Here is a 25,416-nt window from a genome sequence, read left to right on the forward strand (position 1 = left end):
AGTTTGCTAAGACTTCCACTTCGAAACTATTTTTGTCACAGTTGGACATAATAAAACTTCAAATGACATACAAACAAATAATTATAAGTGTTTTTGCAATAGTGAGCTTTGCTTGTAATCCAAAGACAGAAGACATGGCAGATAATGTTAAAATAGAAAATTTCAAAATTATTGGAATATCTATCAATACTACTAATCAACAAGGAAAAGCCATGTCAGACATGGGGCAGCTTTGGGACAATTTTTATTCGCAGAATATACTTTCAGCTATACCAAATAAGACAAGTGATGATGTTTATTCCCTTTACACTGATTATGAGTCTGATTTTAAAGGAGGATATACAGCAATAATCGGATGTAGAGTAAATTCACTCGATAGCATTCCCGAAGGTCTAATTGGACGAGAATTTAAAGGTGGGCAATTTGAAAAGTACATTGCAAAAGGAAAAATGCCTGATGCCGTTATCAATAAATGGCAAAAAATATGGGATAAAGATTCGGAGATAAATAGGAAATATACTGTAGACTTTGAAGTTTATGGAGAGAAATCCCAAAACCCTGAAAATCCCGAAGTTGAAATATACATAGCAGTTGATTAAAACTTTAAATCACGCAATCCTACAGAAGGTCATGAATTATAAATCAAGGCAATTTTAACCCATCTGTTTAGTTCCTCTATCAATTCTCCTAATAAACTTCTGTCAGCGTGGTAAACTATAGTTCAACCAAAATTTATGAATATATTAAAATATAGAATCATGATAAGCGCATAATTATTGTAGGGATTTTCGAAAAATGCTTTAGAAAGATTCTGATACTCATTACATTTATTCTCAAAATTATTTACTTAAATATCAACATAGCGAACAAGGGGATTGATAGGATGACAATAGCTCGTTCATGGCTTATATTGCTTATATTCATCACATGTGCTACAAAGGATTCTTTAGCCCAAACAGATTCCATAGAAGTGGATACAGCTCAGCAGGAACCCCTTTTCTCAATCGGGTTAGGAATGCAATATGGGTTTATTTTCGCACATTCGGTAGATGTCCAAAACACCAGCGGAGCACGACCATTTGGAGTAGAAGCCAATTTAAGCTGGCAACGTAATGATTCTGCTTCTTTTGCGCTTTGTCATTGCTATCCTCGACAGGGACTATTGCTTGCTTATTACGATTATGATGTTGGGCTACTGGGTAAGAGTGGCACTGCAGCCTATTTTTTAGAACCCACATATAGAATAGGCGAGCGAGTTCTTTTATCCATGAAAGGTGCAGCAGGACTTTCTTATTTAAATAATCCTTACGACAGCATTAGCAACCCAAGCAACCAATCCTATAGCACTAATGTGAGCATATATTTGTTGGTAGGTGTTGGCGCATGGATTCGTTTGTCTGAATCCTGGTGGTTGAACCCCACAATAAATTATCAGCATATTTCAAATGGAGGAATGCGCCAACCTAATAAAGGTATCAATTGGCCTACAGCTGGTATTTCGGTTAGTTACCAGCCTAATTTTCGTCCTTGGTATAACAGCAGCCGATCCACTGAAAAATTTTGGAAGGATTACAGTAATCGATATGATTTTTCATTTTTGGGTACTATGATTCGAGGGAATAATGCAGCAGCTAATCGAAATAGGTTTGTGGTGGGAGGTATTGCTTTGCAAGCAGGAAGGCAAGTAGGGCGGCTCAGTATGCTTACACTTGGAGCCGAAGTCTATTACGATGAGAAGCTAAAAAACCGACTCCAAAGAGAAGGCCTTGATGCCAGCCCATTTAAAACAGGCCTATTGTTTGGGCATGAATTTTTGCTTGGCAGGTTTCAATTTAGTCAGCGCTTGGGAGTGTACATTTTCGATCAGACACCTTATTACGATAGAATTTTTCATCGTTGGGGAATTATGTATGCTATAAATTCTCACCTTAGCGCAGGAATTAATCTTTTAGCTCATCGTCAGAAAGCAGAATTTATAGACTTCCGACTTTCCTATACTTTTCAACGGCTGTATAAGAAGTGATCAGATGAGAAATTTTTTATATCAATTTAACATTAAACAGCCTTTCTAATCACTAAAAAAAACAATGAATCACAACCTTAAAACTATCAAGAATACTATTTACGATAAATGTGGCCTCCAATTTTCAGACTTTAAAACCGAAGCTGAAAGCCTAGAATATGATGCTTGTCGGTTTAAATTAAATGGGCTAAATGTTATCAGCAGAAGCTCAAAAATAACACCTAAAAAGACGGGCCAATTTGTAACATTTTGGAAGCGAAATGAAGACGGGCCAATTGAACCTTTTCACGAAACAGACCCAATTGATTTCTTTGTAGTGAATGTTCAGTCTGAGGATAAAATTGGTCAATTTGTTTTCCCAAAATCAATATTGATTTTAAAGGGAGTTGTCAGCACCAACAAGAAAGAAGGGAAAAGAGCTATTCGTGTTTATCCTATATGGGATATAGCCAACAATAAACAAGCAGAACGAAACCAAAAATGGCAACTAGATTATTTTTACGAAATAGGAGAGAAGATTGATTTTGAAAAGGTGAAAGAGTTGTATGGGTAAAATCCGTGAAAATTACTTCTATAGGCCAATCAAATTATCTTCTGATAAATTCAGGGAAAAATAACTTAAGAAAGTAGGAAGAATAGTAGGAAAATAAATAATTTAGGATACACTAATCAGTTGTTATATACTTTTCTTGAAATAAAAATTCTAACTTTTTTATATAAGTTCTAGAAAAATAAAATTCAGAAAAATGGAAAAAGTAAATCTTAATCAGAAATTCTCTTTGTTTTCAGAGCATTGGTCACCCAAAATTGTGGGGGAATTGAATGGGCAACACGTGAAACTTGCCAAGCTTAAAGGCGAGTTTGTTTGGCATAAACATGATGAGGAAGACGAGCTCTTTTTTGTGGTAAAAGGCAATCTTAAAATGGAGTATCGAGATAGAACAGTGGAAATAAAGGAGAATGAATTTCTGATAATCCCAAGAGGAGTAGAGCACAAACCCGTGGCAGAGGAGGAAGTATGGGTAATGCTGTTTGAACCTGCTTCAACCCTAAATACAGGCGACACTGAAAGTGAAATGACCAAAAAAGATTTGGATAAGATTTAGAGAGTACGCATTTTGTTTCGCAATGAGTGCTAGGGTATTAAATCTTAAATGATTAAAGAACATGAAAAAATTTCGCCTTCCAAGAAAAACAAAGAAAGCTTTAAAGGGAAATTTATGGCTTTATCCTGGGGATGAAAAAGGTAATTCACTAATGGCTCATCCTACAAAATACCAGAAAGATTATACTGCACTAAAGAAAGGAGATGTCAGAAATATTATTGATCCTAAAAATAGTCGTTCTAGAAGAAAAACTTTCAGAGAAAAATTAGATAAGGAAAATATTGTCTCTGATCAAGAATTAAGGAGTTATGTGGATGATATTATTCGCGAAGATTTAAGAAACTCTTCATACAATACCCTAATTGAAGCTAAGCATCACCCCGATGCGGTGAAAGCATATTATAATTTTGTAAATGCCTATCAATTATATGCTGATGGTAAAGATTCCTATGGCAATATTTGTTGTATGGCAATTGACAGAGCGAAAGAATTAATGAAAGAACGTAAAAAGATAAAGAAGTAAAAATAGACTTGGTAATTTTTTTGACAACACAGAAAGTGAATTAAAAATATGCATTTTGGATAAGATTTAGAGAGCATACTTTTTGCATAAAAATCGAGCACTTGTAAACTTTAGCTGCTAATATTTAGCGATTAGACGGTGGAAAACCGTCAAACCGCTTTGCCAACTTTTTAAGGAAAAAACACAACTCAAGCATTTAAGTAGAAGCGGTGTTTGGAATTTTGTCAATTGCATATTGTCAACTGCCAATTCCCCCATCGGGGGTTAGGAGGCTAATAATCCCCAAACTTCACACTCACCATGCTATTATATTCCATACCAAGCAGTTCCGCAGCATTCCCCTGCTTGATGCCAATTTCCAAAACCCCTTGATTGTTGAAAATGGCAAAAGCTTCACCACCCTGACTTTCATGGTAATGCTTTTGAACTCCCGTTAAAGAATAATTTCTGAACTTAATTTGGACGCTTTTTCCTTTACTTAAAATATCATAATCATATTTCAGAATATCTGTAATCAAATTTCCATAATCATCAATATGCACTACATGGCCTTGGATGATTTCCCTTGTCGCTTTAACTTTAGGTGTGATGAATTTCTTAAAATCTTCTGCGGCCATAGGTTCTCCAATCCCCTCTAAATCACCAGATTTCAGTATTTTCACTGCTGCTGAGGCTAGCATATCTTTAACTGGAAAATTCCCTTTAATTTCTTCTTCTGTGGAGATTTTTATGATTTTATCGGGATCTTTCTCCCTTATCAAACTTAAAAGGCCATTATTGCTTCCCAGAAAAAAATGATTTTTGATTTCGGTGGCAATCATGGCCTCATTAGGTTCAGAGCGGGAATTCACAGCCACCAAATGAACACTTCCTTCAGGAAAATCCTTATAAACCGATTTTAAAACATAAGCAGCATGAATGATATCGTGCTTAGTGATGTTATGAGATATGTCAACCACTTGAAGACTAGCATCTTCACTCAGTATTTTGGCTTTCACCGCTGCCACATAATGGTCGCGCCAACCGAAATCTGATAGAAAAGTGATCAAAGGCATACAAAAAATCGAATTATTGTTAAATTTGTTAAAAACAAAACTACATAAATTTCAGTACTAACACATTGAGACATCATAAATAAGAAAATCATTTGGTAGAAAAAGTTATTACTTTAGAAAATGTATCCCTTGTGGATTTTTTAGGCGTAGAAAATCGTAATATCAACGAGCTTTCTTCGGCTTTTCCTAAATCTAAAATTATCTCACGAGGAAATGAAATAAGAATACAGGGAAGCACTCCGGAAATTATCCGCATCAATCAGATTGTGCATTCATTGGTAACGCATTATCACAAATTTGGAAAGATCACCGAGGAAAGTGTGAAAACCTATTTGAATGAGGAGCATGAAGAAAGCCAGAAAAAGCTGGATGTTAATGCAGATGAAACCTTGGTTTTCGGCACTAAGGGCTATGCCATAAAAGCCAAAACCCCCAATCAAATAAAACTTGTTGAAGCGGTAAGGAGAAATGATTTGGTTTTTGCCATCGGGCCAGCAGGTACTGGGAAAACCTATGTTTCCGTTGCCATGGCGGTGCAGGCTTTGAAAAATAAAGAAGTTAGAAAAATTATCATCACCCGCCCGGCCGTGGAAGCAGGGGAGAATTTAGGTTTCTTGCCAGGCGATTTAAAAGAAAAAATCGATCCTTATCTGCGTCCGATTTACGATGCTTTGGATGATATGGTACCGGCCGAGAAATTAAAATATTATCAGGAAAACCGAGTGATCGAAATTGCTCCCTTGGCCTATATGAGAGGTAGAACTTTACATAATGCCTTTATTTTGTTGGATGAGGCACAAAATACCACTCCTATGCAAATTAAAATGTTCTTAACGCGTATGGGGCCTCATTCTAAAGCAATCATTACTGGTGATATGAGTCAGGTGGATTTGCCTAAGAAGCAAAAATCAGGATTGATTGAATCCACTCAAATCTTAAAAGATATTAAAGGAATTGGCATTGTTCATTTGAAAGGAGAAGATGTAGTAAGGCATAGGCTGGTAAAACATATTATAGAAGCCTATGATAAAAATGATGCCCTTATTGAAAAAGAACACAAATGATTTCAGTAAAAGTAGTTGAAACTCCAGAAGAGCTAAAGCAAATATTTGCCATCCGAGAGGAAGTCTTTGTGAAAGAACAAAAAGTGGCTCCTGAGGAGGAATATGATGAGTTTGAAGAGATCTCCACACACTTCATAGCAATAGATGAAAGCGGCAATCCCTGCGGAACTGCCAGATGGAGATTCACCGATAATGGAATGAAGCTGGAGCGTTTTGCCGTTCTGAAATCCCATAGGGGAAAAGGAGTAGGACAGGCTTTAGTGAAAGCGGTAATTGATAACATCAAGGATAATCCTAAAGCTGAAGGTAAAAAAATGTATATGCATGCACAGCTTCCTGCTGTTTCTCTCTATGCCCGCTTTGGATTTGAAAAAGTTGGGGATCAGTTTGAGGAATGCAATATTATGCATTACCAGATGGAGATGCTGTAAAGGTTTTAATAGAAAGAAATCTAAACTAAAAGGCTAAGTAAGGATATATTTACTTAGCCTTTTTAATTATTTCCCACTCTCTTTCTTGCTTTCCTTGCTGGGACACCTTAGTTATTCAAAGTACAAATTATTTTAGTCAAATATTCTAAAAATATCCAGAAACAAGTAAAACAAGGTTAAGATAAGGGTATAATATGACCGAATTTATTTGCTGAGTTCATTAATGGCTAACTCCCCCAATTTCGCCTAAGCGAAAAAGCGGGCTGGAGGGTAAAATGGCGGGCCTGCCTGTGGCAGACAGGCGGGCGTTGGCATTTGCGGGAAGTAGCATCATTTTACCTAGATTTTTTGCCAGCCAATAGCTGGTCAGCCTCTGGCCGACATACTTTTTCATCAATGGAAAAAGTATGAATGATCAAGTTAGTATTAGATGCAAAAATTGGCAATTCAAAGCTTTATTTTGCTCTCTGCGACACAATAAAACAATGAAAAAATGCTCTTAAACCAATAAAAAGCAGTATTCTAATTTTACCGAGGAAAACAGGAGTAAGGATATAATTACTTAGCCTTTTTTATTTCCCAGCCTTTGCTATCCGTTTCTCTAAGTAATGCTCTTCTACCCCAAAATCCTTCTTTAAGCTCTCTATTTTAGAATCAATGGCTTCTGTATTGGGTGCTTTACTTGCCTTAGAGCCTACTAACATCACATTTTTTCGAGTATGCTCGTTTGAGATAAATTCGAATACTTTGGTTTTATACTGGTTTCTCTCCAAAATCAGCGCCCGGATAGTATCGGTTATCATCTCAAACTGACGTTCTTTAAAAATACCATATTTTAGAATGGGATTATCCTGAGCAGTTCCTTTTACACTTTGCCGAACCTGCTTATGACAGCAAGGAGCGCAAATAATTAATGAAGATTTGGATACTAAACCTTTAAAAATGGCATCGTCAGTAGCGGTATCACAGGCATGAAGTGCTATCAAAATATCTATTCTCGCCTCATCATAATTTTCTATCCTTTCTGAAACAAAGGATAGGTCATGATATTCACACTTTTTGGCTACCTCATTGCAATAGGTTACAAGTTCTTCCCTTAGCTCTATGCCTGTAACTTGCACATCTAGCTTTCGGGTATTGCGCAAGAAATCATAAAGAGCAAAGGTCAAATAGCCTTTACCGGATCCCATATCTACGATATTGATTTTCTTAGGAAGTGCAGTAGATTTGAGCAATCCTTCAATGATCTCTAAGTATTTGTTAATTTGCTTATACTTATCGGCCATTTTAGGAATAACTTTCCCGTGTTTATCTTTTATTCCCAAATGAAACAAAAATTCGCTTTCAGATGCACGTTTGACTTTCTGCTTATCATGATGGGCAGGAAGTTTATCGCTGAAGGTTGGGGGATTATTTGTAATCGTGGCTTTTCCCTTTTTATTGATTCGAATTGCAATATCTTTTTCCAAAGTAAATAAAGTGCCTATCCGAAAAGAGGTCTGCAATAGATTCCCCAATTCCACTTTGGCTTCCTCGTAGCTATAGTTTTTTACCTGATCATTTGTTTTGAAGCGATACGTAAAAGAAATCATCTTCTCATTTTTGATCTCTACTTCACGCAGATAAACATTTTCTAAATCTGCAGTCTTTCTTGTTGGCTTACTTAACGTAAGCTTTACAAAAGAAGCTTGCTGAAGGGATTTATCTATGTCCTGAAAAAATTGTTGCATTTCATTCATCTTAGGTGCAAAGCTACAGAAGCTTACTATATTAACCGAATTGAAATTAATCTTAGGAACAAATTAAGCAGTTTAAGCAGAAATAAGTTCCTTCAGTTGGTTTACCAGTTAGTCGCAAAACCAGCAGAAATAAAAAAAGCAGACGAAATGGTCTGCTTTCAATGTTCTCTTAGTTGGATCTTACTATTGGTAATAAAAACGTTCGTGAACGATTTTACCATCTTCCCATTTCTGAACACCCACTTGCTCCATGTTTACTCTGTTTCCGTCTTGGAAAGTAACGTCCATAGCCGTTTCATGCATTACAATTCCAGCTTCTTCATCAGAAGTAATAGCGGTAACTTCCATTCCATGAAATTCCTTGATCATGCCTAAGAATTCTTCTTCATGCTTTCTGCACTCGGCTTTACCTTTCCATGTCCCTCTTGGCTCTGTGATCACTACACTTTCGCCATAGTATTTATCGAATGCATCTAATAATTTTCCTTCACCTATTAGGTTGTAAATGTCTTGTGTTTTTTCTCTTAGAGTCATAATATTTTTGTTTAATGTAGGTACATATATGTATATACATATAAATATAAAAAAGGTTTAAAATAGTTGAAATTATTTTCAAATCTCTTGATCACAAGCTATCTACAGCATTGATTACTCCAAATCTACTGTGGTATTCAAACATGATTTTTAAGGGAAAAGATTAGTTGAGTTTTTGATATTACCTTTTTATAGTCCCGCTGATCTGTTTAAGCTGAATTTCATTTAGCTAGATTTGGTGAAAAGTGCATCTAAAGACCAATTATAGTATATTTGATGCAGAATTGACGTTTGGGTCATACCAATTTATTTTAGAAACTGTAGCCAAATGAAGAAAAATCATATTAAAGGAATTTTTAGGGTAGTTTTTATTGCAGTCAGCATTGGTTCTTTATTTTTTGTTCCGTGGATTTTGGTAAAGGCTTGGATTTTACCCTTGCCTGATACAGTTCAAGAACAGGTTGATGAAGCGATTGACCATGGATTTGATGGCATGATTGTGTATGTAGATGAAGCCGGAAAACCACCAGCATTTTATACAGGAGGATGGAAAGATCGAGAGAACAAAATACCAACCGACCCATCCGCATTATTTAAGATTGCCAGCATCAGTAAACTTTACGTAGCAGTTGCAGTTACTAAATTAGTTAAAGCCAATCGATTATCATTAGATCAGACCCTTGCAGAATACTTCCCCGAGCTGCAAGGAAGGATAGAAAATGCTGATAAAATCACCATAAGGATGATGGTGCAGCATAGAAGTGGAATTCCTAATTTCACCAATAATCCTGCCTTTTGGCAAGACGAACAGGAAAATGGAAAAAGAGCGCTTGATTTTGCGCTTGATTTACCGGCAAGCTTTGAACCTGATGCAAAATATGAATATTCAAATACAAACTATCTTTTGCTTCGAAGAATCATCGAGCAGGTGGTGGGCTACGATCATTTCCAGTTCATAAAAGAAGAAATTTTAATTCCGCTTGAACTGCATAATACTTTTGGTTCGATTGCTGAAGTGAATTTAGACGATGTCATGAGCGGTTATTATGTGGGTATTGAAGATGATTTTAAGTCAAATGAGAACGGAATGCTTGCCACAGCAGAAGACGTGGGTATATTTTTAAGAGCATTAAATGAAGGCAGCGTATTTGATGAAGGAGAACAAGAAATCTACTCTTCTATTTATGTTTATGAACATGGTGGCTTGGTTCCTGGCTATCAGAGTTTGGCTGAATATCACGAGGACATCAATACGGTGGTGGTGCAATTTATTAATACTACCAACTTCGATGGATATGAGTGGAATTTATCGGAAATTGTCATTAACCGCATTGTAGAAATAATACGAAGAGAAAAAAACTCTTGATTCTAATTTGCATCCCCTAATTGAATCATGGTATGCTGGACTTCTATAATTTAAATTCAGGATTAGCTGTTTTGAATCAACTCCTTCAGAAAAATCCACCCCGTCAAAGGTCTATTCTTTTATCTTTAGATAGCACTAAATTAAGTTTTCAGCAAAGAAGTGATAAACTGATCGACAGACCAATCAATCATTAACTGTAGCTAACTATAAATGTAAAAAGACTGGATAGTAAAAAAAGTTTTAGCGAGCTGTAAGATTATCTAACACCAGCCACTAATAAAGAAAAGATAAAATTATGAGAAAGATCAAATTATTATTTCTAGTGTTAGTGGCACCATTTCTAGCGTCTGCCCAACATATAACGGGCGATTGGTACGGACTTTTAAAAGTTCAGGGTATGGAGCTTCCACTTATTTTTCATATTACGGAAACAGAAGGTAAGTATTCTGCCACTATGGACAGCCCAGCACAAAAAGCCTTTGGTATGCCGGTTAGTTCCGTAACATTTATTGACGGTCAATTAGATTTGCAGATAGCCAATATTGGAGCACAATACAAAGGAGCGCTATCAGGTAGCAAGATCAAAGGAAAGTTTTATCAGGCTAACCAGTCTTTCCAGCTTGACCTCTCAACTGAACCCATAGCCGAAAAGAAGATTGTTAGACCTCAAGAGCCTACTAAACCCTATCCTTATGATACAGAAGAGGTAAGCTTTAAAAGCGAAGAAGGAAAAGTGATGCTTGCCGGGACACTGAGTTTACCAAGAAACAAAAGAAATTTTCCAACAGCTATCCTGATTTCTGGCTCAGGACCGCAAAACAGGGATGAGGAATTTATGACCCATAAGCCCTTCCTGGTGCTGGCAGATCATTTGACACGAAATGGCATTGCCGTTTTACGCTATGATGATCGAGGATTTGGAGCATCTACTGGCGATCACAATGCGGCTACCAGCGCTGATTTTGCCACCGATGTTAAAGCTGCTATCAAATTTTTAAAGAGTCGAAAAGACATAGATCCGGAGAAGATCGGTTTGATTGGTCATAGTGAAGGAGGCCTAATAGCGCCCATTGTAGCCGCTGAGGTACCAACGAGTTTCATGATATTGCTGGCACTAACCTGGAGTTCCCGGGGAGCAAATATCAATGCAGCAAATCGAGTTGTTAGGGAAGTTGCAAGATGCAAGCCAACAAGATATCAAAAATGAAATAGCGGTCATGAAAGGTATATTTGAGCTAATTAAAAATAATGGTGTTGATATCGAAATTTTAAGAAATAAGCTTGAAGTTTACATTAGCCATCAGCTGGAGAAAAATAAGGTGGTTATAGAAGGAATGAGCACCGAAGAATATATAGAAAAGCAAATAGCTCAGTTGACCAGACCCTGGTTGCGGTATTTTATAAGCTATGACCCAAGACCGACCTTGGCAAAAGTGACATGCCCAGTGCTTGCACTTAACGGAGAAAAGGATGTTCAGGTAGGTGCGGAAAATCTCATGGCCATAGAAAAAGCCTTGCTCAAAGGAGGGAACAAAGAAGTGACCATTCAAAAATTTGTCAGCATGAACCATCTTTTCCAGCGTTGTGAAACGGGCGCAATGGAGGAATATGCTCAAATTGAGACCACCATGGAACCTATAGTGCTGGAGACGGTCTCAACTTGGATTAATAAGCAGGAATAATGAGCAGCGATTTTTATCATTCTTCCATTGTGCCCTATGCAGCCATCATAGTCAAGATCTGCAGAGCCTATACCAATTCTCAGGAAGATTTTGAGGACTATTCTCAGGAAGTTTGTTTGCAAATATGGAGAAGCAGAGAAGGTTTTAAGGAGCAATCTGCCTGGTCAACCTGGATCTATAAAATATCCTTGAATGTATGCCTAACGCTCTTGAAGAAAAGGAAAAATAACGAGACCATTCATTTCACCTCCGATGTATTACCGGATTCAGTTTCTGTGACGAATAAAGCTTTCGAGAATGAGGCACTAAATCAATTATATACCGCCATCAAGCATTTATCGGAAGTAGACAGGGCGGTTATTCTCCTTTACTTAGAGGAAAAACCGCAACAGGAGATTGCAGAAATTTTAGGTACTAATCCAAATAATATTGGAGTGCGAGTAAAAAGAATTAAAGAACGACTTAAAAAAATTATAGATGAAAAATTCAATTGAAAATATGTGGAAAGAAGGCTTCCTGGAAGAAGGAGCTTTAGATTTACCGAAGATCAACAGATTGTACGAGCAAAAGTCTCAACATATTGTGGACAAAATAAAGAGTAGGTTTAAGTTCAACCTGAAGTTTATTATTGTAATGGCAATTGCGATCCCTATCATTTACTTCTTTTTGGACGCACTATGGCAAGGTGTAGCCGTAGCAGTTCTACTCCTGGCAACTGCATGGTTTAGCAAGAAACAAATTGAGCGAATAAAAGCTGTAGATACAGGACAGAATAGTTACGATTACTTAAAATCATTTAAGAGCTGGTTGGACACTATTCTGTTGAAAAATGGAAGCGTGATCCGTTTTACATACCCAATTTATTTCTTGATCGTCATAAATATGATTTTTTCTAGCTGGTCAAGTCAGGAAGAGCTAGTCAATGAAGTAGTACAGAAATTTCCGGATGTCACTTTTATTGGGGATGTTCCGCTCATGGCCTGGATCATAACTGCTGTGGTAACAGTATTGATGCTCATATTTTCTAAGCAGATATATTTATTTGATGTAAGACTTATGTATGGGCGTATTTTTGATAAGCTGGACGCTACTATAAAAGAAATGGAGACTTTGAGAACATAGTTAAAATTTAGAAATCGCAACTGTTTTGGTTCAATAGCGATGGGGTGGCTCATCGCTATTTTTTTATACTTTTAGAATAACTTCTTGTTATCAAACATAGAAGGTATAGCGCAGTAGTAATTGCTTTTAGCTTTTGCAAAGAGTTAAAATAGATATATGTTGCGCTAAGGTTACTATATTTGCAATATTCTTTGGTTTATATATACCGATGTGCACCATACAGCATAGATTAAGTATTATTCGAAATTTCATGTATCTTTGAATTATGGTTGATTTGGTTCAAAATAAACTTGATGAGATTGTAGACGCATGTAAAAAACATCATGTGATTGCTATTGCTTTGTTTGGATCAGCTGCAAAAGATGCTATGAATGAAGACAGCGACATCGATCTTCTCGTTGACTTTTCTGATGATATTGACGTCTTGGACTATGCTGATAACTATTTCTCTTTATTACATCACCTTCAAGAAATTCTAGATAGAAAGGTCGATCTCGTATCTACCAAATCACTGAAAAACCCAATTCTCAAAGAAGAAGTGTACCAGTCAAAAGTAGATTTGTATGCAGCCTAAACTACTCAAATACATTTTAGACATTGAGAGTGTTATCGTGGAGATCGAATCTATTAAACAGAAAACTCAAAATGACTTCAACAATTTTTCTAATGACATTATTTTGCAACGGGCTATAGAGAGGGATTTAGAAATCATTGGCGAAGCCATTAGGAAAATCATTGATATTAACCCAGACGTTCAAATTACAGCCTCTAAAAACATCATTGGATTGAGAAATATTATTTCACACGCTTACGATTCGGTTGAACCAGAGATGTTATGGGGAATAATTCAAAGGAATGTTCCTGTTTTAGCTGACGAAATCCGAACATTAAAAGGTGCATAACATTTGCCAGAACGCATTTGCTTACTGCTTCTAGCATAGTGAAGCGGTAAATCGCCACAAAGCCAAGCGGCTGTTTCAATTAGATTTAGGACAAGCATTCAGCATAGCTCTCTTCTTTTCTCTTTTAATAATTGTGGATATAGTTTGGCTTCGCTACTTTAGTATTTCATCAGCGAAGTGTAGCAAACGCATTTTAGCTTCGCCTTACCGGCAAGCTGAACAAACATATCGCATAAAAAATAACGGACGGCTTCGATATTGGAAAATCGTAAAGTGATTAATGTTACAGACTATTCCGAAAAGGACTTGTAAATTTGTTAGAAACAAATTAAAAAATCTAAAATATGGACAATATAAATAAAATTGGACTTGACAAAAACAAAGCAAAACATTTAGCCGAAAAACTAAATGAACTATTAGCGAACTATTCAATTTTTTACCAAAATACTCGTGGATACCATTGGAATATCAAGGGCGAAAAATTCTTTGAACTACATTTGAAATTCGAAGAGTTATATAATGACTTGCTTTTAAAAATAGACGAAGTGGCAGAGCGAATTTTAACTTTAGGACACACGCCAAAGCACAATTATGCAGACTATCGTACTACCTCAAAAATAAAAGAAAGTGTACAAGTGAGTGACGGAATAAAAGCTGTCGGAGACATTTTAGCTTCTTTTCAAACAATAATAGTACTTCAGCGAGAATTACTTACCATTTCTTCAGACGCTGATGATGAAGGAACAAATGCACTAATGAGTGACTATATTAGGGGACAAGAAAAATTAGTTTGGATGTATTCTTCATTCTTAAACAGATAAGCGGAATAAAGCTAGCAGATAAGAATGTATAAAAAAATAGATGAAATAGTAGTAAATTCAAAGCTTTTGACTCGTATCAAACTTTGAGTTAAACTGAAGGTTTAGTTCTATGAAATCACCTATTTTTCATATATGAAACCGTTGAATAGTAGCCTTCAACAACTTTCATCACTTATTCGTATATTTATATCATGAGTAGAGAAGAAGTAAAATCAGAAATCAATAAAATGCTGGAAAGCATTCCTGAAGAAACATTACAAGAGGTTTTGACTATTTAAAAGCTGTCAAGGACAAATCAAAAGATTCAATTTCATTATCTAAAAATATCCGGACAATACTAACTGAGGACGAAGAGCTCTTAGGAAGATTGGCTAAATGATTTCCGAAGAAGAAGTTCTTGAAATTCAAGAAGTCTTAATCGATAAATTTGGTGGATGAAAAGGTATCCGTGACAAGGAATTATTAAATTCAGCTCTAAGCCGTCCCTATCAAATATTTGATGCAAAGGAGCTTTACCCAACAGTCATCGGCCAGTGTAAAAAACCAGGTTTATACTGACGTTTTAATTTTAAATGATGTTAAAGTAAACTTCCAAAATCACCCCATGAAAAAAGTAAATCTAGAACAGAAATTCTCTTTATTTTCAGAACATTGGTCACCAAAGATTGTGGGCGAGCTGAATGGGCAACATGTAAAACTTGCGAAGCTGAAAGGGGAGTTTGTTTGGCATAAGCACGATGAGGAGGACGAACTCTTTTTTGTGGTGAAAGGCAGCTTTAAAATGGAATACCGAGATCGGGCAGTTGAAGTGAATGAAAACGAATTCTTGATTGTACCCAAAGGTGTAGAACACAAACCCGTTGCTGAAGAAGAAGTTTGGGTGATGCTTTTTGAACCCACTTCTACTTTAAATACAGGAGATGCAAAAAGCGACTTAACCAAAAATGATTTGGATAGCATCTAACATCAGCTTTTTAACAGTAGAAATCTTTGCTCCGTTCTAAGCAAAAGAATAATCTACCTCATTTAAACAAACTTCTCTCTAAACTGCAAATTAAACATTCCATATAGCAGACAAAGCGCACTGGCTACAATCAAGTACAATCGGTTTTTGAAAATGATGCTATGCCAGATGAACTCACTCATTTCCCGCGGTTCTGAGAATGGATTGAGGAATACATTATATACGTTGTATTCGAGTGGTTTAGCAAATACGAAAAATATAAAGGATACAATGACAATCACAATGGCGGTTCCGTTTCCATTTTTAATCAAAGTAGAAAGCATAAAGGCTAATGAGGACAGGAAGATTATTGGAAATAACACTTGCCCCACCATTGGCAGTAAATTAAATCGATAAAGTGTAAAATTCGCAATGCTGCCTAGGACCAGCAGGATTACAAATGCAACGCCTACTGCCAGAATAAAACGGACTAGCCATACCTTGTAGCGATAATTTGGAATACCAAAAATGGTCTCTAGCATCTTGGAATCATCATCGTTCTGAATTCCATAAGCCATCGGGTAGAAAATCAGTAGCAATCCCGGAAAAACTAGAAATCCGTAGATTACCGCTTCATTGAAATCAGGATCATCAAAAATGGCAATGGTGATGATAAAGGCAAAAAACAAAAAGGACGCCACCACAAAGTAGACGAACTTATTTGCGAATATCACCTTCACATTGTAGGTGATTAGTTTATATAGTAGCAGTAAGTAGCTTTTCATTTTTTTAATTATTGATAATCTCTATTTATTCTAAAAAACAACAACTTTTGTTTAAACAATATGCCAGCAGGTACCGTCATTGCGAACGCAGTGCGGCAATCTTAATGCCTGCTTAAAGCGAGATTGCTTCGTTGCACTCGCAATGACGCTTCGAACTAATGAAAGTAAGCGAGCCTCCTTTATCGCAATGACGTTCCAAAACCAAATTGTCCTGTTAATTTATAATCCTTCATTATCAGTTTTCCTACTAATTCTCTTCTGCGCGTATTCCCCCTTTGGGGGCTAGGGGCCGGAGCGACTCTTCATCAACCACAAATAAGCATCCTCCAGCTGAGCACGAACTTGAACGGCATCTTCCCTTGGTTGCACGCCTGCCAGACATTTTACCCTAATCTGATCTCCTTCACGCATGTGGTGAACAATCAGATAGTTTTCTTTTTCCCTTTCAAATTCTACAGGAGAAAGATGAAATTCCCATACTTTATCATTGGCCAACTCTGCCATGGTAGTAGGGCTGCCGATATATTCAATATTTCCTGAAATAAGTACCGCCAAATTATTACAGCTGCTGGCAATATCTTCTATGATATGGGTAGAGAAAACCACAATACGTTCCCGACTTAATTCTACCAATAGATTCCTGAATCGGATCCTTTCTAGTGGATCGAGACCTGCGGTAGGTTCATCTACCACTAATATTTTTGGCAAGTGAAGCAAGATTTGAGCAATCCCAATTCGCTGTTTCATACCTCCGGAGAAAGAGCCAATTTTCTTGTGCTGGTGTTCATCCATATGCACTGCTTTCAGCACGTATTGCACTCTTTCTTCTCGTACATCCTTTTGGCTAATTTTTCGCAAGATGGCCTGGTAGTCCAGAAATTCATAAGGCGTCATATTCTCATAAGTACCAAAAGCCTGCGGTAAATAGCCAATCAATCCCTGAAGCTCTTCTCTTCTCAGATTAGTATCATGTCCATTGATCCAGATTTTTCCATAACTCTGATCCATAATTCCGCATAGAATTCGCATCAATGTAGTTTTACCCGCTCCATTAGGCCCTAAAAGTCCGAACATGCCTTGTTCAATCGTCAGGCTAACTCCTTTAAGGGCTTTGAATTGTGATTTCTTTGGTTTAACAAAAGGAATAGCCAAGAGTAATTTGTAATACAGTCTTCTGATTTTTGCAAAACGCCCTTTAATCTCATCAATTATGACAGGTTTTTCCTTAAGCTTGCTGGCTATTCGCGCCAAAAACAAACCTGTAAACCATACAATAATTAGGAATACACCCACTCCTTTTGTCTGGATATCGCTATAGAGATAGGCTGCACTTACGATAGGGAAGCCCCAGTACAAGAACGAATAAATGAATCGTATGAACCTTTTCCCTTTTTGCGCTAGTAGAGCTACTTCCTTAAAAATAGATAATAATAAGGCATGAAGCGAAATCATAAACAGTAGTTGCCAGTAAGCTTTGTCCAGGAAGAAGTAGATAAAATACACTAGAAAGGCGATTAAAGCACCTTGCCATATGGCATTTTGCAATACTGCCTTGACGGTAACCGGTTCCTCATTACGTTTTTCAAACAATCGCCTATTGCCTTTCCATTCTCTGATCCATCGCTTATCTCTTCCATAAATTTTGGTCAGGCTTTGGATTTCAATATGCATGGCCTCATCAGGGCCTACCATTTTTGCATTGGCTTGTCGTAATGAAGTCATGATGAAATAGGTGCCTCCCGGAATTAAAATCACTGCTGCCAGGAACCAAATGATTTGCCATAGCGCACCTTCTATTTGGAAATAGATTAAGGCTGCAAATCCAATTAAAAGCACGATTTGCACCAGCTTCGTGCTGGTTTTAAGATTTCTAAACCAGTGCAATACGCTTTCAAGCCCTGCATTCATTGTAGGGATATAGATCAAAGTAAGCACGGTAGCAAAAGCCAATCCGCCCATTACGGTGACAGCAAAAGGCTGACCTATGCTGGTCACATATTCAGCATCTCCCATTGCCAAAGGCAACATGGCCACAAAAGTGGTAATAGAAGTGATGAGAATCGGCCTAATCCGAGAAATGCCACTCATCATCAGGGCTCGATATTTATTAAAACCTCTTCTTCTCAAAATTCGGGAATAATCAATCAGTATAATCCCATTATTGACCACCACTCCCAATAATATCATGAGTCCAATTAAAGTATTGGCATTAAGCAGTGAATTACCAGTGAAAGTAAGACCAAGGAAAGCACCTATTCCTGCTAGTGGAATTGAAAACATAATCACTAATGGCAAGTATAGCGATTCAAAAACTGCAGCCAGAATCATGAAAATGATCATGATGGCTGCAAAAATAAAGAAGTATAGCTCATCATACATTCCTTCATCATGGATGACATCCACCACCATGCCTTTAGGAATATTGACACTGCGTACAATTTGGTCAACCTCCATTCTGGAAGATTCAAGCAGGGATTCAGATTTTAATACTTCATCAATAAAGCTATAAGTGATTTCAATCCTTTTTTCCTGATTTAATCGGGTAATGGTGCTTTCTCCCGAAGAGTAAATTACGGAGCCAATATCGTCTAGAGAGTGTGCCACACCTGCGGTGCTGGTAACGGGCATCTCTCGAAGGTCTTTCATTTCTTTGGCTTTCCGAACCTGATTTTGAGTATGAATCGTAATCTCGAATTCTTCACCTCCGCTCACGAAATTAGAGCCGGAAGCAAAAGACGGTTGAAAATCATTCAATCCAATAGCCACATTTTGCAGAGTGATGTTATTGTCACTCATCCGCTTTTGGTTAAATAAAATATGTGCTTCAGGCCTCTCAGGACTAATATTGACGGTACTTCTTTTGATGGATTGTAAGCCCGTTACATAATTATTGATATCATTGGCAATAATTTTCATCAGCTCAAAATCCTGACCTTTGACGATGATTCGTTCTGACGGAGAACCAATTCCCAACATGCGTTCAAAATCAGAAGAAGCAGAGCTGCCCACTCCACTTTGCCCGCCTCTTGCGCGAGGAGGTTCGTCCAAAGAGATATCCATATCTTCAAAACTGCTGCTGATGCTTCTTAATTTGTTTTGAACATCCTCAACAGAGACGGTATCCAAATCCTTAAATCCTTCAATCAGCATGACAGTAAGCACCGCTTCACCTTCCGAAACCTGACTGATTAATTTATCCACCACCGGAATTTCCATCACCTTCTCCTCCAATTTTCTGGTTTTAATATCAGTAGTTGGGAGTGTGGCGCCTTCAGGCATGGTGACAAATAAATTCATTTGAGCATCATTCACTTCCGAAGGTCCTGACATGCTCACCAAAAAACTTAGGCCAATAGTGACGAAGAATAGTACTAATCCTCCAATAACGGTGAGTAATGGTTTTCTGAAGCATGATTTTAAAATCACCATATACTTCTGAATCAGTCGCTGGCGGATAGAAGCATTTTTTATCAATGGAGCTTTTTCTTCATCATCTTTATTAATGGCAGCATGCGCTAACATCGGGATTAAAACCAGTGCCACGACCAATGAAACCAATAGAGTTGATATAATGGAAATGCCGATATGCGTTCCGATTTTTGTGATCAGAAAATTGGAAGAAAATATAAAGGGAAGAAAAACGGTTACGGTGGTTAAAGTGGCCGCAACGACTGATCGCATCACTTCTTTGGTGCCATCTACCACTGCATCCTCTTTTTTCTTTTTATTGACTACATGGCGGTAGATGTTTTCCAAAACCACCACACTATTATCCAATAGCATCCCAATGGCAAGTGCCATGCCTATCAGGGTTAAGCTGTTAACGGAAATATCCGCGGCATAGAAGAAATTGAAAGCAGTATAAACTGAAATAGGAATGGCTAAAGCAATGCTCAAAATGAACTTTAATCTTCTGAGAAAGACCCACAAAACAAATATGGCGAGAAGACCACCAGTGACTGCCAAATTTTTGATTTGGTCAATGTTTTTAGTCATCAACTCGGCTTGATTGTTTTGCACCACCATTTCAACCTCCATGGATTCCAAATCCTTATTGATGGCATCAATAGTTTCTAGAGTTGCATCTGAAAGCGCAATAAGATTAGCCTGGGTACCTTTAGATAATCGAATGGAAACGGCATCTTTCCCATTGATACGGCTTAGGGAAGTCTGTTCTTTAACCCCAAAGAATACTTCTGCTACATCGCTAAGCAGGAGCGGACCTTTTTCTGAAACCACCAGATTCTGAATGTTTTTGATATCCTTTAATTCGGCTGTTACATTGACAAAAATCTGCTGTCCGTTTCGTTCTATTTGCCCCGCAAAAGCACTTTTATTGGAATTTTGAGAAAGTACATTGCTTATGGTGTTGGGCGTAATGCCGTTGGCTTCACAGATTTCATCATTCATGATGATTTCTATGGTTTTTTGACGACCCCCAAATACTTCTACTCCTCCGATTCCGTCAATATCATTGAGTCGGTCGGTTATATACTGATCCGTGACATTTCTTACTCGATCTACTCCGCCACTGCCCAAAACCTGCAAATCCATAAAAGCATTGGTGAACTGCTCAGTATCAATTTTTACAATATTGACTATAAACTCAGAACCAAGCTCAGCTTTAATGGCACTGACCTTTTGTTCTAGCTTTAAGTAAGCATATTTTATATTCACGCCTTGCCGGAAAGAGATAAAGATCATGCCTTGCTGACTGTCCGCATTGGCGGTGATTTCTTCTATACCTTCCATAGTACTTATGGCACTTTCAAGCGGAATAATGGCTTCTCTTTCCATGTATTTCGGATCCACCTCTGAAGTAGCGCCTACCTGCACAATCAATACAGGCAGTTCCACATTAGGGAAGAGCTCAACCGGCAATTTGTTGTAGGAAATATAGCCCATCACGGTGAAGCCGATGAAGAGCATGGAAACCAATACTTTCCTTTTTATGATCGTATGTAAAAGTCCGTTCTTACTCATGTGAAGCTTCTTTTTTGGCGCTAGATGTTCCTTTAATCTTGCTGATTAGATTTTCTATGCTTTCATAGAAGCATGGAATCACAATGAGGGTTAGTAAAGTAGAGGACACCAATCCACCGATTACGGCTACTGCCATTGGGGCACGTAGGGCTGCGCTTTCACCAAAACCAAATGTTAAGGGCAGCAATGCAAGGATAGTGGTAAGACTCGTCATAATGATGGGTCTAAATCTCCTTTGCGCAGCATCCAGTATGGAATCTCTTAAATCCATGCCACTCCTTTTGTTACGATTAATGCTATCCACCAGAATAATTGAATTATTAACCGCTATTCCGGCTAGCATGATGATGCCAATAAAAGCCATCATATTGAGGGACATTCCGAGGATCCAAAAGGAAACGAGTGCTCCAACACAAGCTAATGGAATCGTAAGCAATATGGTGAAGGGATGTAAAAGGGACTCAAACTGAGAAGCCAAAACCATATACACCAACAAAACCGATAAAAGCAGCGAAAACAATAAGTTGTTCATCGACTCCTGTCTTTTTACTTCCTGACCGGCTACACTTATTTTGTATTGTGGAGGCACTGACATTTCTGCGAAAGCGTCATCAACCGATTTTACAATTTGATTGTAAGCTTTGTCTTGATTGACTCGGGCACCCACGGTTACCATTCGGCTTTGATTTTTTCGGTAAATGGAATTGGCAGCATACTGCACACTGATATCGGCAATTTCGCTCAAAGGGAATTCTCTGTTGCTGCTTTTAATGCGCATATTTTCAAGTCCGCTCAGCGATATTTTAGGGACTTTTACAAGGATGTCCTGTAATTCTCCACCTCGCTCTAAGGTTCCGGCCTTCTTGCCTTCCAGCTGATCTTTGATTTGGGTGATAACATCCTCAATGGACAAACTCAATAAGCCTGCTCTGTATTTATCGACATCTACTTTAATTTGCGGTACGCCTTCTTCTAGATTGGAAACTGGTTCATAGATGTCTTCATTGCTGTTCAGTATCACCATCACTGAATCGGATAGTGCACTAAGCGCTTCGAATTCAGCACCGCTTACTTCTACTACCAAAGGCATCTGCTCCTCACCTAAGATTGCATTAAGTGCGCTTTCATCATTGCTAAAACTAGCAGTAAGACCTGGAATGCCTTCAAAATATGTAGATAGGGCAGAAGTGACCTCATTAATATCCAATTCTACATCCTCTTTGAAGATTAATTTTAGGGTGGCTTTATTCTCGTCATATACATTTTCATTATCAATGCCCGACTGACTTTTTTCAGGTCCGATATGAGAATACACATGCTCTAGCTGTTCTTCAAACAAGATTGATAGTTGTCCTTCAATTTGGTCAACAGTAGAAGAGGTTCTTGATAGGGGAGTTCCATTGGCTAATTTCAAATCAACTGCAATCGCTTTGGTGCCCGCTTGTGGCATGTATTCGCTGCCAATAATTCCAATTAATTGATAGGAACCCAAGACTAACAAAAAGGATAAGACAATAAAAGCAATTCTGTAATGTAGTACCTTATTTAAGAAATTTCGGTAGGCTTTATACTTTAGCGGCTTTTCCATTTGCTTCCTATTGTCCTTGCGGAAAATTTGTGAAAAAAGCATTGGGATTACCAAAATGGCAACGGCCAGAGATGAAATCAAGGAGAAAGCTACAGTCCATGCTTGATCTTTAAATAACTCACCGGATGGTCACTTGCAAATAAACAATCGGCAAGAAAACCACAATGGTAGTCAATGTGGAGGCGGTAATGGCACCACTCACATCACTGGTTCCTTTTACTGCTGCATCGATTACACTCATTCCTTCTTCTCGTCTTCTAAAAATGGCCTCTACCACTACAATGGCATTATCCACTAACATCCCGGCACCCAAAGCCAGACCACCTAGCGTCATCACATTTAAGGTCAAGCCATTAAAATACATCAGATTGAAAGTGGCGATAATAGAAACCGGAATAGCGATACTAATGATGAGGGTAGATCCTATTCTTCTTAAGAAAACGAATAAGATGATCACTGCGAAAAGTGCTCCATAAAGTCCTGATTCTTTTACTTCATCTATAGCGCCTTGAATAAACCTCCCTTGATTTTGAATGATCACAAACTCATAACCCGGAACAGATTTTTTCAGTCCGTCCAGTACTTCGGTTAATTCATTTACGGCATTGACTGTATTGTATTTTGTTTCTTTAAAGATGGAAAGCCCAAGACTTCTTTGTTGGTTCACTCTAACAATGCTGTTAGCTTCCTTATCCATGATTTTTAAAGTGGCTACTTCCCGCAACAATACTGGAACCTGACCAGTAGTGGAGGTCTGAGGATTTGAAGCTGATTGCGCCATTTCAGCATCCACATTGATGGAGCTAGGATTGCTGCTTGTGCTTTCACGATTAGTATAGCCTACTACCAATTCCTCTAAATCTTCAGAGTCTTCAATAATGCCAAGGCCTTTGATTACATATTTTCGACCTAATTCTTCAATAAAACCACCCGATACATTGCGGTTATAATTTTCAATTTTGGCTACTAAATCATTTACCGTGAGTCCGTAGGATGCAAGTAGATTAGGATCTGTTTCTAAAACCACTTCTTTCTCTTGCTCTCCTGAAAGTCGAACCTCAGCGATGCCCGGCAAGCGGATAATCTCATTTCTGAAGTTATTTTCTGCTACCTTTCTGAGTGCCTCAGTATCATTAGAATTGGGATTATAGATTCCCAAAATCATAATAGGAGTGGCGTTAGGATCAAATTGAGAGATGACAAATTCTTCAATTTCCTCATCTAAAGAAAAGCTAGAAAGCGATTTTTGTAGGTCCAGGAATGCCTCATCCATGTCTTTGCCCCAATCGTATTGCACGGTCACGCGACCATAACCTGTTTGGCTAATGGAACTTACTTCTACCGCGCCATTTTGCCTGATAGCAACCGACTCTATGGATTCTACAAATTGCTTTTCAATTTCTGATGGAGGTTTTATTCCTGCTTTGAGTTCCACAAATAAAGTAGGATTCTTTAGATCGGGGAACAATTCAATTGGTAATTTACCAAATGAAATGGTGCCTAATAAAATGACGGCCAGCACCAACATCAGGATGGAAATGGGGTAGGAAACGGCCAATGAAACTATCTTTTTCAAATCACTTGGGGTTAAATATTGAAAACATTAGAAACTGACTACTCATCAGTGCTTATTGTAATACACTTACCTTCGATTTATTTCTCAAGGTCTCAAATCCACTCACTACCAATCTATCGTTGATCTTGAGTCCACTTACCACTTCTATATCATCCATGGTTTCTAATCCGGTTGTGATCTGCTTTTCTGTGGCAATACCATTTTCCACTATAAATACCACTTTAGCATCTTGTCTGGAAATCACGGTTTCTTTTGGGATTACAATGGTGCTATCACGCTGCTCTGAAAGTATGGCCGCTTTAATGAACATGCCCGGACGAAGAGCGTGCTTATCATTGTTAATTTGCAAAACGCTTTGAAATGTTCGGGTTTCCGGATCAATGATGGGGGAAATCTGGCTTATCTTACCTTTGATGGTGTCATTACCCATATTGTAATTAGTGATTTGCACCAACTGATCTAGCGTCACTTCCGCTAAGTGTTTCTCTGGCAATTTAACATCCATCAATAGTTTGTTGTATTCCATCACCTTGAAAAGTGCTGTGCCCTGATCGATTTTTATTCCATTGGTATGATAAGGCAGTTCTACAATTACGCCATCAAATGGGACTCTAACCGCCATTTTGGCCAATTGAATTTCCGCATTTTCGTAAGAGTACTTTGCGTTTACGTATGAAATCGAGGCATTTTTCAGTTCAGTTTGGGTCACACCTCCTTTGTCATAAAGCGATTTTTGCTTTTGCAAATTATTCTCGGCCAACTCCAGGTTGAGCTTTTTCCCTTCTACTTGCAGGCCGTTAACGAACTCCTCATTTTCAATTCTTATCAAAACCTGACCCGCTTTTACCATATCTCCCAGTGCAAAAGGTCTTCCGGTAGCTGGATTTCTTTGAAGTTGATATAATCCACTCATTTCAGACTTCATTTCTCCTTCTTTGGAAGAATAGACTGTCCCGGTGGTTTCAATAAACCTGGAAATACTTCTGGGCTTGATGGTTTCTACTGATACTGGAATTTTTATTTCTGTTTGAATATTGTTCTCCTGCTTATTGCATGACCATAAAACAATCATTATCAGTAGGGGCGTGAACCCTTTTAATAGCTTTTTCATAATGTTTTTTTTAAGTAGTGTTGTAAGTTTTAAGTAGTAAGTATTAGGTAGTAGGTAGAGTG

At 37.8% G+C, this 25,416-nt stretch carries 24 protein-coding genes; 16 read left to right on the forward strand and 8 right to left on the reverse strand.

The features are described 5' to 3' along the window. The first annotated feature begins 62 nt into the window (after positions 1-62). The 5 genes from ABWH96_RS06620 (at position 63) to ABWH96_RS06640 (ending at position 3,652) form a co-directional block, all read left to right on the forward strand. A complete protein-coding gene (locus ABWH96_RS06620) occupies positions 63-599 on the forward strand; it encodes a GyrI-like domain-containing protein (RefSeq protein ID WP_375580686.1) in 537 nt (178 codons plus the stop codon). Between the two features lie 284 nt (positions 600-883). Then, positions 884-2,023 carry an acyloxyacyl hydrolase gene (locus ABWH96_RS06625; protein ID WP_375580687.1) on the forward strand — a complete coding sequence of 380 codons (1,140 nt, stop codon included), beginning with the start codon at positions 884-886 and terminating at the stop codon, positions 2,021-2,023. A 64-nt stretch (positions 2,024-2,087) separates the two neighbouring features. Beyond that, positions 2,088-2,576, forward strand: coding sequence for a MepB family protein (locus ABWH96_RS06630; RefSeq protein WP_375580688.1), 489 nt, complete (start codon positions 2,088-2,090; stop codon positions 2,574-2,576). Positions 2,577-2,769: 193 nt separating this feature from the next. Further along, positions 2,770-3,129, forward strand: a complete 360-nt coding sequence (locus ABWH96_RS06635; protein ID WP_375580689.1) for a cupin domain-containing protein — start codon at positions 2,770-2,772, stop codon at positions 3,127-3,129. A 61-nt stretch (positions 3,130-3,190) separates the two neighbouring features. Further along, positions 3,191-3,652, forward strand: a complete 462-nt coding sequence (locus ABWH96_RS06640) for a hypothetical protein (protein ID WP_375580690.1) — start codon at positions 3,191-3,193, stop codon at positions 3,650-3,652. Between the two features lie 272 nt (positions 3,653-3,924). Here the strand turns inward: ABWH96_RS06640 and ABWH96_RS06645 are convergent, their stop codons facing one another. After that, a complete protein-coding gene (locus ABWH96_RS06645) occupies positions 3,925-4,707 on the reverse strand; it encodes an S-adenosyl-l-methionine hydroxide adenosyltransferase family protein (protein ID WP_375580691.1) in 783 nt (260 codons plus the stop codon). A gap of 92 nt (positions 4,708-4,799) precedes the next feature. Here ABWH96_RS06645 and ABWH96_RS06650 point away from each other — a divergent pair, with 92 nt between their 5' ends. Together ABWH96_RS06650 and ABWH96_RS06655 are read left to right on the forward strand one after the other, a co-directional pair. Then, positions 4,800-5,771, forward strand: coding sequence for a PhoH family protein (locus ABWH96_RS06650; RefSeq protein WP_375580692.1), 972 nt, complete (start codon positions 4,800-4,802; stop codon positions 5,769-5,771). Beyond that, a complete protein-coding gene (locus ABWH96_RS06655) occupies positions 5,768-6,202 on the forward strand; it encodes a GNAT family N-acetyltransferase (protein ID WP_375580693.1) in 435 nt (144 codons plus the stop codon). The genes ABWH96_RS06650 and ABWH96_RS06655 overlap by 4 nt, the downstream gene beginning before the upstream one ends. 572 nt (positions 6,203-6,774) lie before the next feature. Here the strand turns inward: ABWH96_RS06655 and ABWH96_RS06660 are convergent. Together ABWH96_RS06660 and ABWH96_RS06665 are read right to left on the reverse strand one after the other, a co-directional pair. Next, positions 6,775-7,932, reverse strand: a complete 1,158-nt coding sequence (locus ABWH96_RS06660) for an SAM-dependent methyltransferase (RefSeq protein WP_375580694.1) — start codon at positions 7,930-7,932, stop codon at positions 6,775-6,777. A 192-nt stretch (positions 7,933-8,124) separates the two neighbouring features. Continuing rightward, a complete protein-coding gene (locus tag ABWH96_RS06665) occupies positions 8,125-8,475 on the reverse strand; it encodes a nuclear transport factor 2 family protein (RefSeq protein ID WP_041650393.1) in 351 nt (116 codons plus the stop codon). 328 nt (positions 8,476-8,803) lie between these two features. On the opposite strand from ABWH96_RS06665, the gene ABWH96_RS06670 reads away from it, so the two are divergent. From ABWH96_RS06670 to ABWH96_RS06710, 9 genes are all read left to right on the forward strand, one after another. After that, positions 8,804-9,841, forward strand: coding sequence for a serine hydrolase domain-containing protein (locus ABWH96_RS06670; protein ID WP_375580695.1), 1,038 nt, complete (start codon positions 8,804-8,806; stop codon positions 9,839-9,841). A gap of 295 nt (positions 9,842-10,136) precedes the next feature. Then, positions 10,137-11,048, forward strand: coding sequence for an alpha/beta hydrolase family protein (locus ABWH96_RS06675; protein ID WP_375580696.1), 912 nt, complete (start codon positions 10,137-10,139; stop codon positions 11,046-11,048). A gap of 10 nt (positions 11,049-11,058) precedes the next feature. After that, positions 11,059-11,523, forward strand: a complete 465-nt coding sequence (locus ABWH96_RS06680) for a prolyl oligopeptidase family serine peptidase (RefSeq protein ID WP_375580697.1) — start codon at positions 11,059-11,061, stop codon at positions 11,521-11,523. Then, positions 11,523-12,017, forward strand: coding sequence for an RNA polymerase sigma factor (locus ABWH96_RS06685; RefSeq protein WP_375580698.1), 495 nt, complete (start codon positions 11,523-11,525; stop codon positions 12,015-12,017). The genes ABWH96_RS06680 and ABWH96_RS06685 overlap by 1 nt, the downstream gene beginning before the upstream one ends. Continuing rightward, entirely contained in the window at positions 12,001-12,645 is a 645-nt protein-coding gene (locus ABWH96_RS06690; protein ID WP_375580699.1) for a hypothetical protein, read from the forward strand. Before ABWH96_RS06685 ends, ABWH96_RS06690 begins: the two co-directional genes overlap by 17 nt. Positions 12,646-12,910: 265 nt before the next feature. After that, entirely contained in the window at positions 12,911-13,219 is a 309-nt protein-coding gene (locus tag ABWH96_RS06695; protein ID WP_375580700.1) for a nucleotidyltransferase family protein, read from the forward strand. After that, the gene (locus ABWH96_RS06700) at positions 13,209-13,547 is read left to right on the forward strand and encodes a DUF86 domain-containing protein (protein ID WP_375580701.1); all 339 of its coding nucleotides are present in this window, start codon (positions 13,209-13,211) and stop codon (positions 13,545-13,547) included. Before ABWH96_RS06695 ends, ABWH96_RS06700 begins: the two co-directional genes overlap by 11 nt. Positions 13,548-13,891: 344 nt before the next feature. Further along, positions 13,892-14,368: a Dps family protein gene (locus tag ABWH96_RS06705; RefSeq protein ID WP_375580702.1), complete on the forward strand. Its 477-nt coding sequence runs from the start codon at positions 13,892-13,894 to the stop codon at positions 14,366-14,368. Between the two features lie 499 nt (positions 14,369-14,867). Next, positions 14,868-15,332 carry a cupin domain-containing protein gene (locus ABWH96_RS06710; protein WP_375580703.1) on the forward strand — a complete coding sequence of 155 codons (465 nt, stop codon included), beginning with the start codon at positions 14,868-14,870 and terminating at the stop codon, positions 15,330-15,332. Positions 15,333-15,394: 62 nt separating this feature from the next. On the opposite strand, the gene ABWH96_RS06715 is transcribed toward ABWH96_RS06710, so the two are convergent. The 5 genes from ABWH96_RS06715 to ABWH96_RS06735 form a co-directional block, all read right to left on the reverse strand. Further along, positions 15,395-16,096, reverse strand: a complete 702-nt coding sequence (locus ABWH96_RS06715) for a hypothetical protein (protein ID WP_013453214.1) — start codon at positions 16,094-16,096, stop codon at positions 15,395-15,397. Between the two features lie 282 nt (positions 16,097-16,378). Then, positions 16,379-21,079 (reverse strand): efflux RND transporter permease subunit, encoded by a 4,701-nt coding sequence (locus ABWH96_RS06720; protein ID WP_375580704.1) that lies wholly within the window; start codon positions 21,077-21,079, stop codon positions 16,379-16,381. Then, complete coding sequence (locus ABWH96_RS06725; RefSeq protein WP_375580705.1) at positions 21,072-22,748, reverse strand: efflux RND transporter permease subunit; 1,677 nt, start codon at positions 22,746-22,748, stop codon at positions 21,072-21,074. The genes ABWH96_RS06720 and ABWH96_RS06725 overlap by 8 nt, the downstream gene beginning before the upstream one ends. A gap of 37 nt (positions 22,749-22,785) precedes the next feature. After that, a complete protein-coding gene (locus tag ABWH96_RS06730; RefSeq protein ID WP_375580706.1) occupies positions 22,786-24,243 on the reverse strand; it encodes an efflux RND transporter permease subunit in 1,458 nt (485 codons plus the stop codon). A gap of 52 nt (positions 24,244-24,295) precedes the next feature. Then, a complete protein-coding gene (locus ABWH96_RS06735) occupies positions 24,296-25,354 on the reverse strand; it encodes an efflux RND transporter periplasmic adaptor subunit (RefSeq protein ID WP_375580707.1) in 1,059 nt (352 codons plus the stop codon). Positions 25,355-25,416: the final 62 nt, after the last annotated feature.

This window comes from Marivirga tractuosa, from assembly GCF_042140215.1.
Lineage (GTDB): Bacteria > Bacteroidota > Bacteroidia > Cytophagales > Cyclobacteriaceae > Marivirga > Marivirga tractuosa_A.

Coding starts and splice junctions, on each gene's coding strand:
- ABWH96_RS06700 (WP_375580701.1), top strand. CDS start 13,209: ATGCAGCCTAAACTACTCAAATACATTTTAGACATTGAGAGTGTTATC.
- ABWH96_RS06705 (WP_375580702.1), top strand. CDS start 13,892: ATGGACAATATAAATAAAATTGGACTTGACAAAAACAAAGCAAAACAT.
- ABWH96_RS06685 (WP_375580698.1), top strand. CDS start 11,523: ATGAGCAGCGATTTTTATCATTCTTCCATTGTGCCCTATGCAGCCATC.
- ABWH96_RS06640 (WP_375580690.1), top strand. CDS start 3,191: ATGAAAAAATTTCGCCTTCCAAGAAAAACAAAGAAAGCTTTAAAGGGA.
- ABWH96_RS06635 (WP_375580689.1), top strand. CDS start 2,770: ATGGAAAAAGTAAATCTTAATCAGAAATTCTCTTTGTTTTCAGAGCAT.
- ABWH96_RS06670 (WP_375580695.1), top strand. CDS start 8,804: ATGAAGAAAAATCATATTAAAGGAATTTTTAGGGTAGTTTTTATTGCA.
- ABWH96_RS06735 (WP_375580707.1), bottom strand. CDS start 25,354: ATGAAAAAGCTATTAAAAGGGTTCACGCCCCTACTGATAATGATTGTT.
- ABWH96_RS06620 (WP_375580686.1), top strand. CDS start 63: ATGACATACAAACAAATAATTATAAGTGTTTTTGCAATAGTGAGCTTT.
- ABWH96_RS06625 (WP_375580687.1), top strand. CDS start 884: ATGACAATAGCTCGTTCATGGCTTATATTGCTTATATTCATCACATGT.
- ABWH96_RS06680 (WP_375580697.1), top strand. CDS start 11,059: ATGAAAGGTATATTTGAGCTAATTAAAAATAATGGTGTTGATATCGAA.
- ABWH96_RS06655 (WP_375580693.1), top strand. CDS start 5,768: ATGATTTCAGTAAAAGTAGTTGAAACTCCAGAAGAGCTAAAGCAAATA.
- ABWH96_RS06695 (WP_375580700.1), top strand. CDS start 12,911: ATGGTTGATTTGGTTCAAAATAAACTTGATGAGATTGTAGACGCATGT.
- ABWH96_RS06690 (WP_375580699.1), top strand. CDS start 12,001: ATGAAAAATTCAATTGAAAATATGTGGAAAGAAGGCTTCCTGGAAGAA.
- ABWH96_RS06675 (WP_375580696.1), top strand. CDS start 10,137: ATGAGAAAGATCAAATTATTATTTCTAGTGTTAGTGGCACCATTTCTA.
- ABWH96_RS06665 (WP_041650393.1), bottom strand. CDS start 8,475: ATGACTCTAAGAGAAAAAACACAAGACATTTACAACCTAATAGGTGAA.
- ABWH96_RS06645 (WP_375580691.1), bottom strand. CDS start 4,707: ATGCCTTTGATCACTTTTCTATCAGATTTCGGTTGGCGCGACCATTAT.
- ABWH96_RS06660 (WP_375580694.1), bottom strand. CDS start 7,932: ATGCAACAATTTTTTCAGGACATAGATAAATCCCTTCAGCAAGCTTCT.
- ABWH96_RS06710 (WP_375580703.1), top strand. CDS start 14,868: ATGCAAAGGAGCTTTACCCAACAGTCATCGGCCAGTGTAAAAAACCAG.
- ABWH96_RS06720 (WP_375580704.1), bottom strand. CDS start 21,079: ATGAGTAAGAACGGACTTTTACATACGATCATAAAAAGGAAAGTATTG.
- ABWH96_RS06715 (WP_013453214.1), bottom strand. CDS start 16,096: ATGAAAAGCTACTTACTGCTACTATATAAACTAATCACCTACAATGTG.
- ABWH96_RS06630 (WP_375580688.1), top strand. CDS start 2,088: ATGAATCACAACCTTAAAACTATCAAGAATACTATTTACGATAAATGT.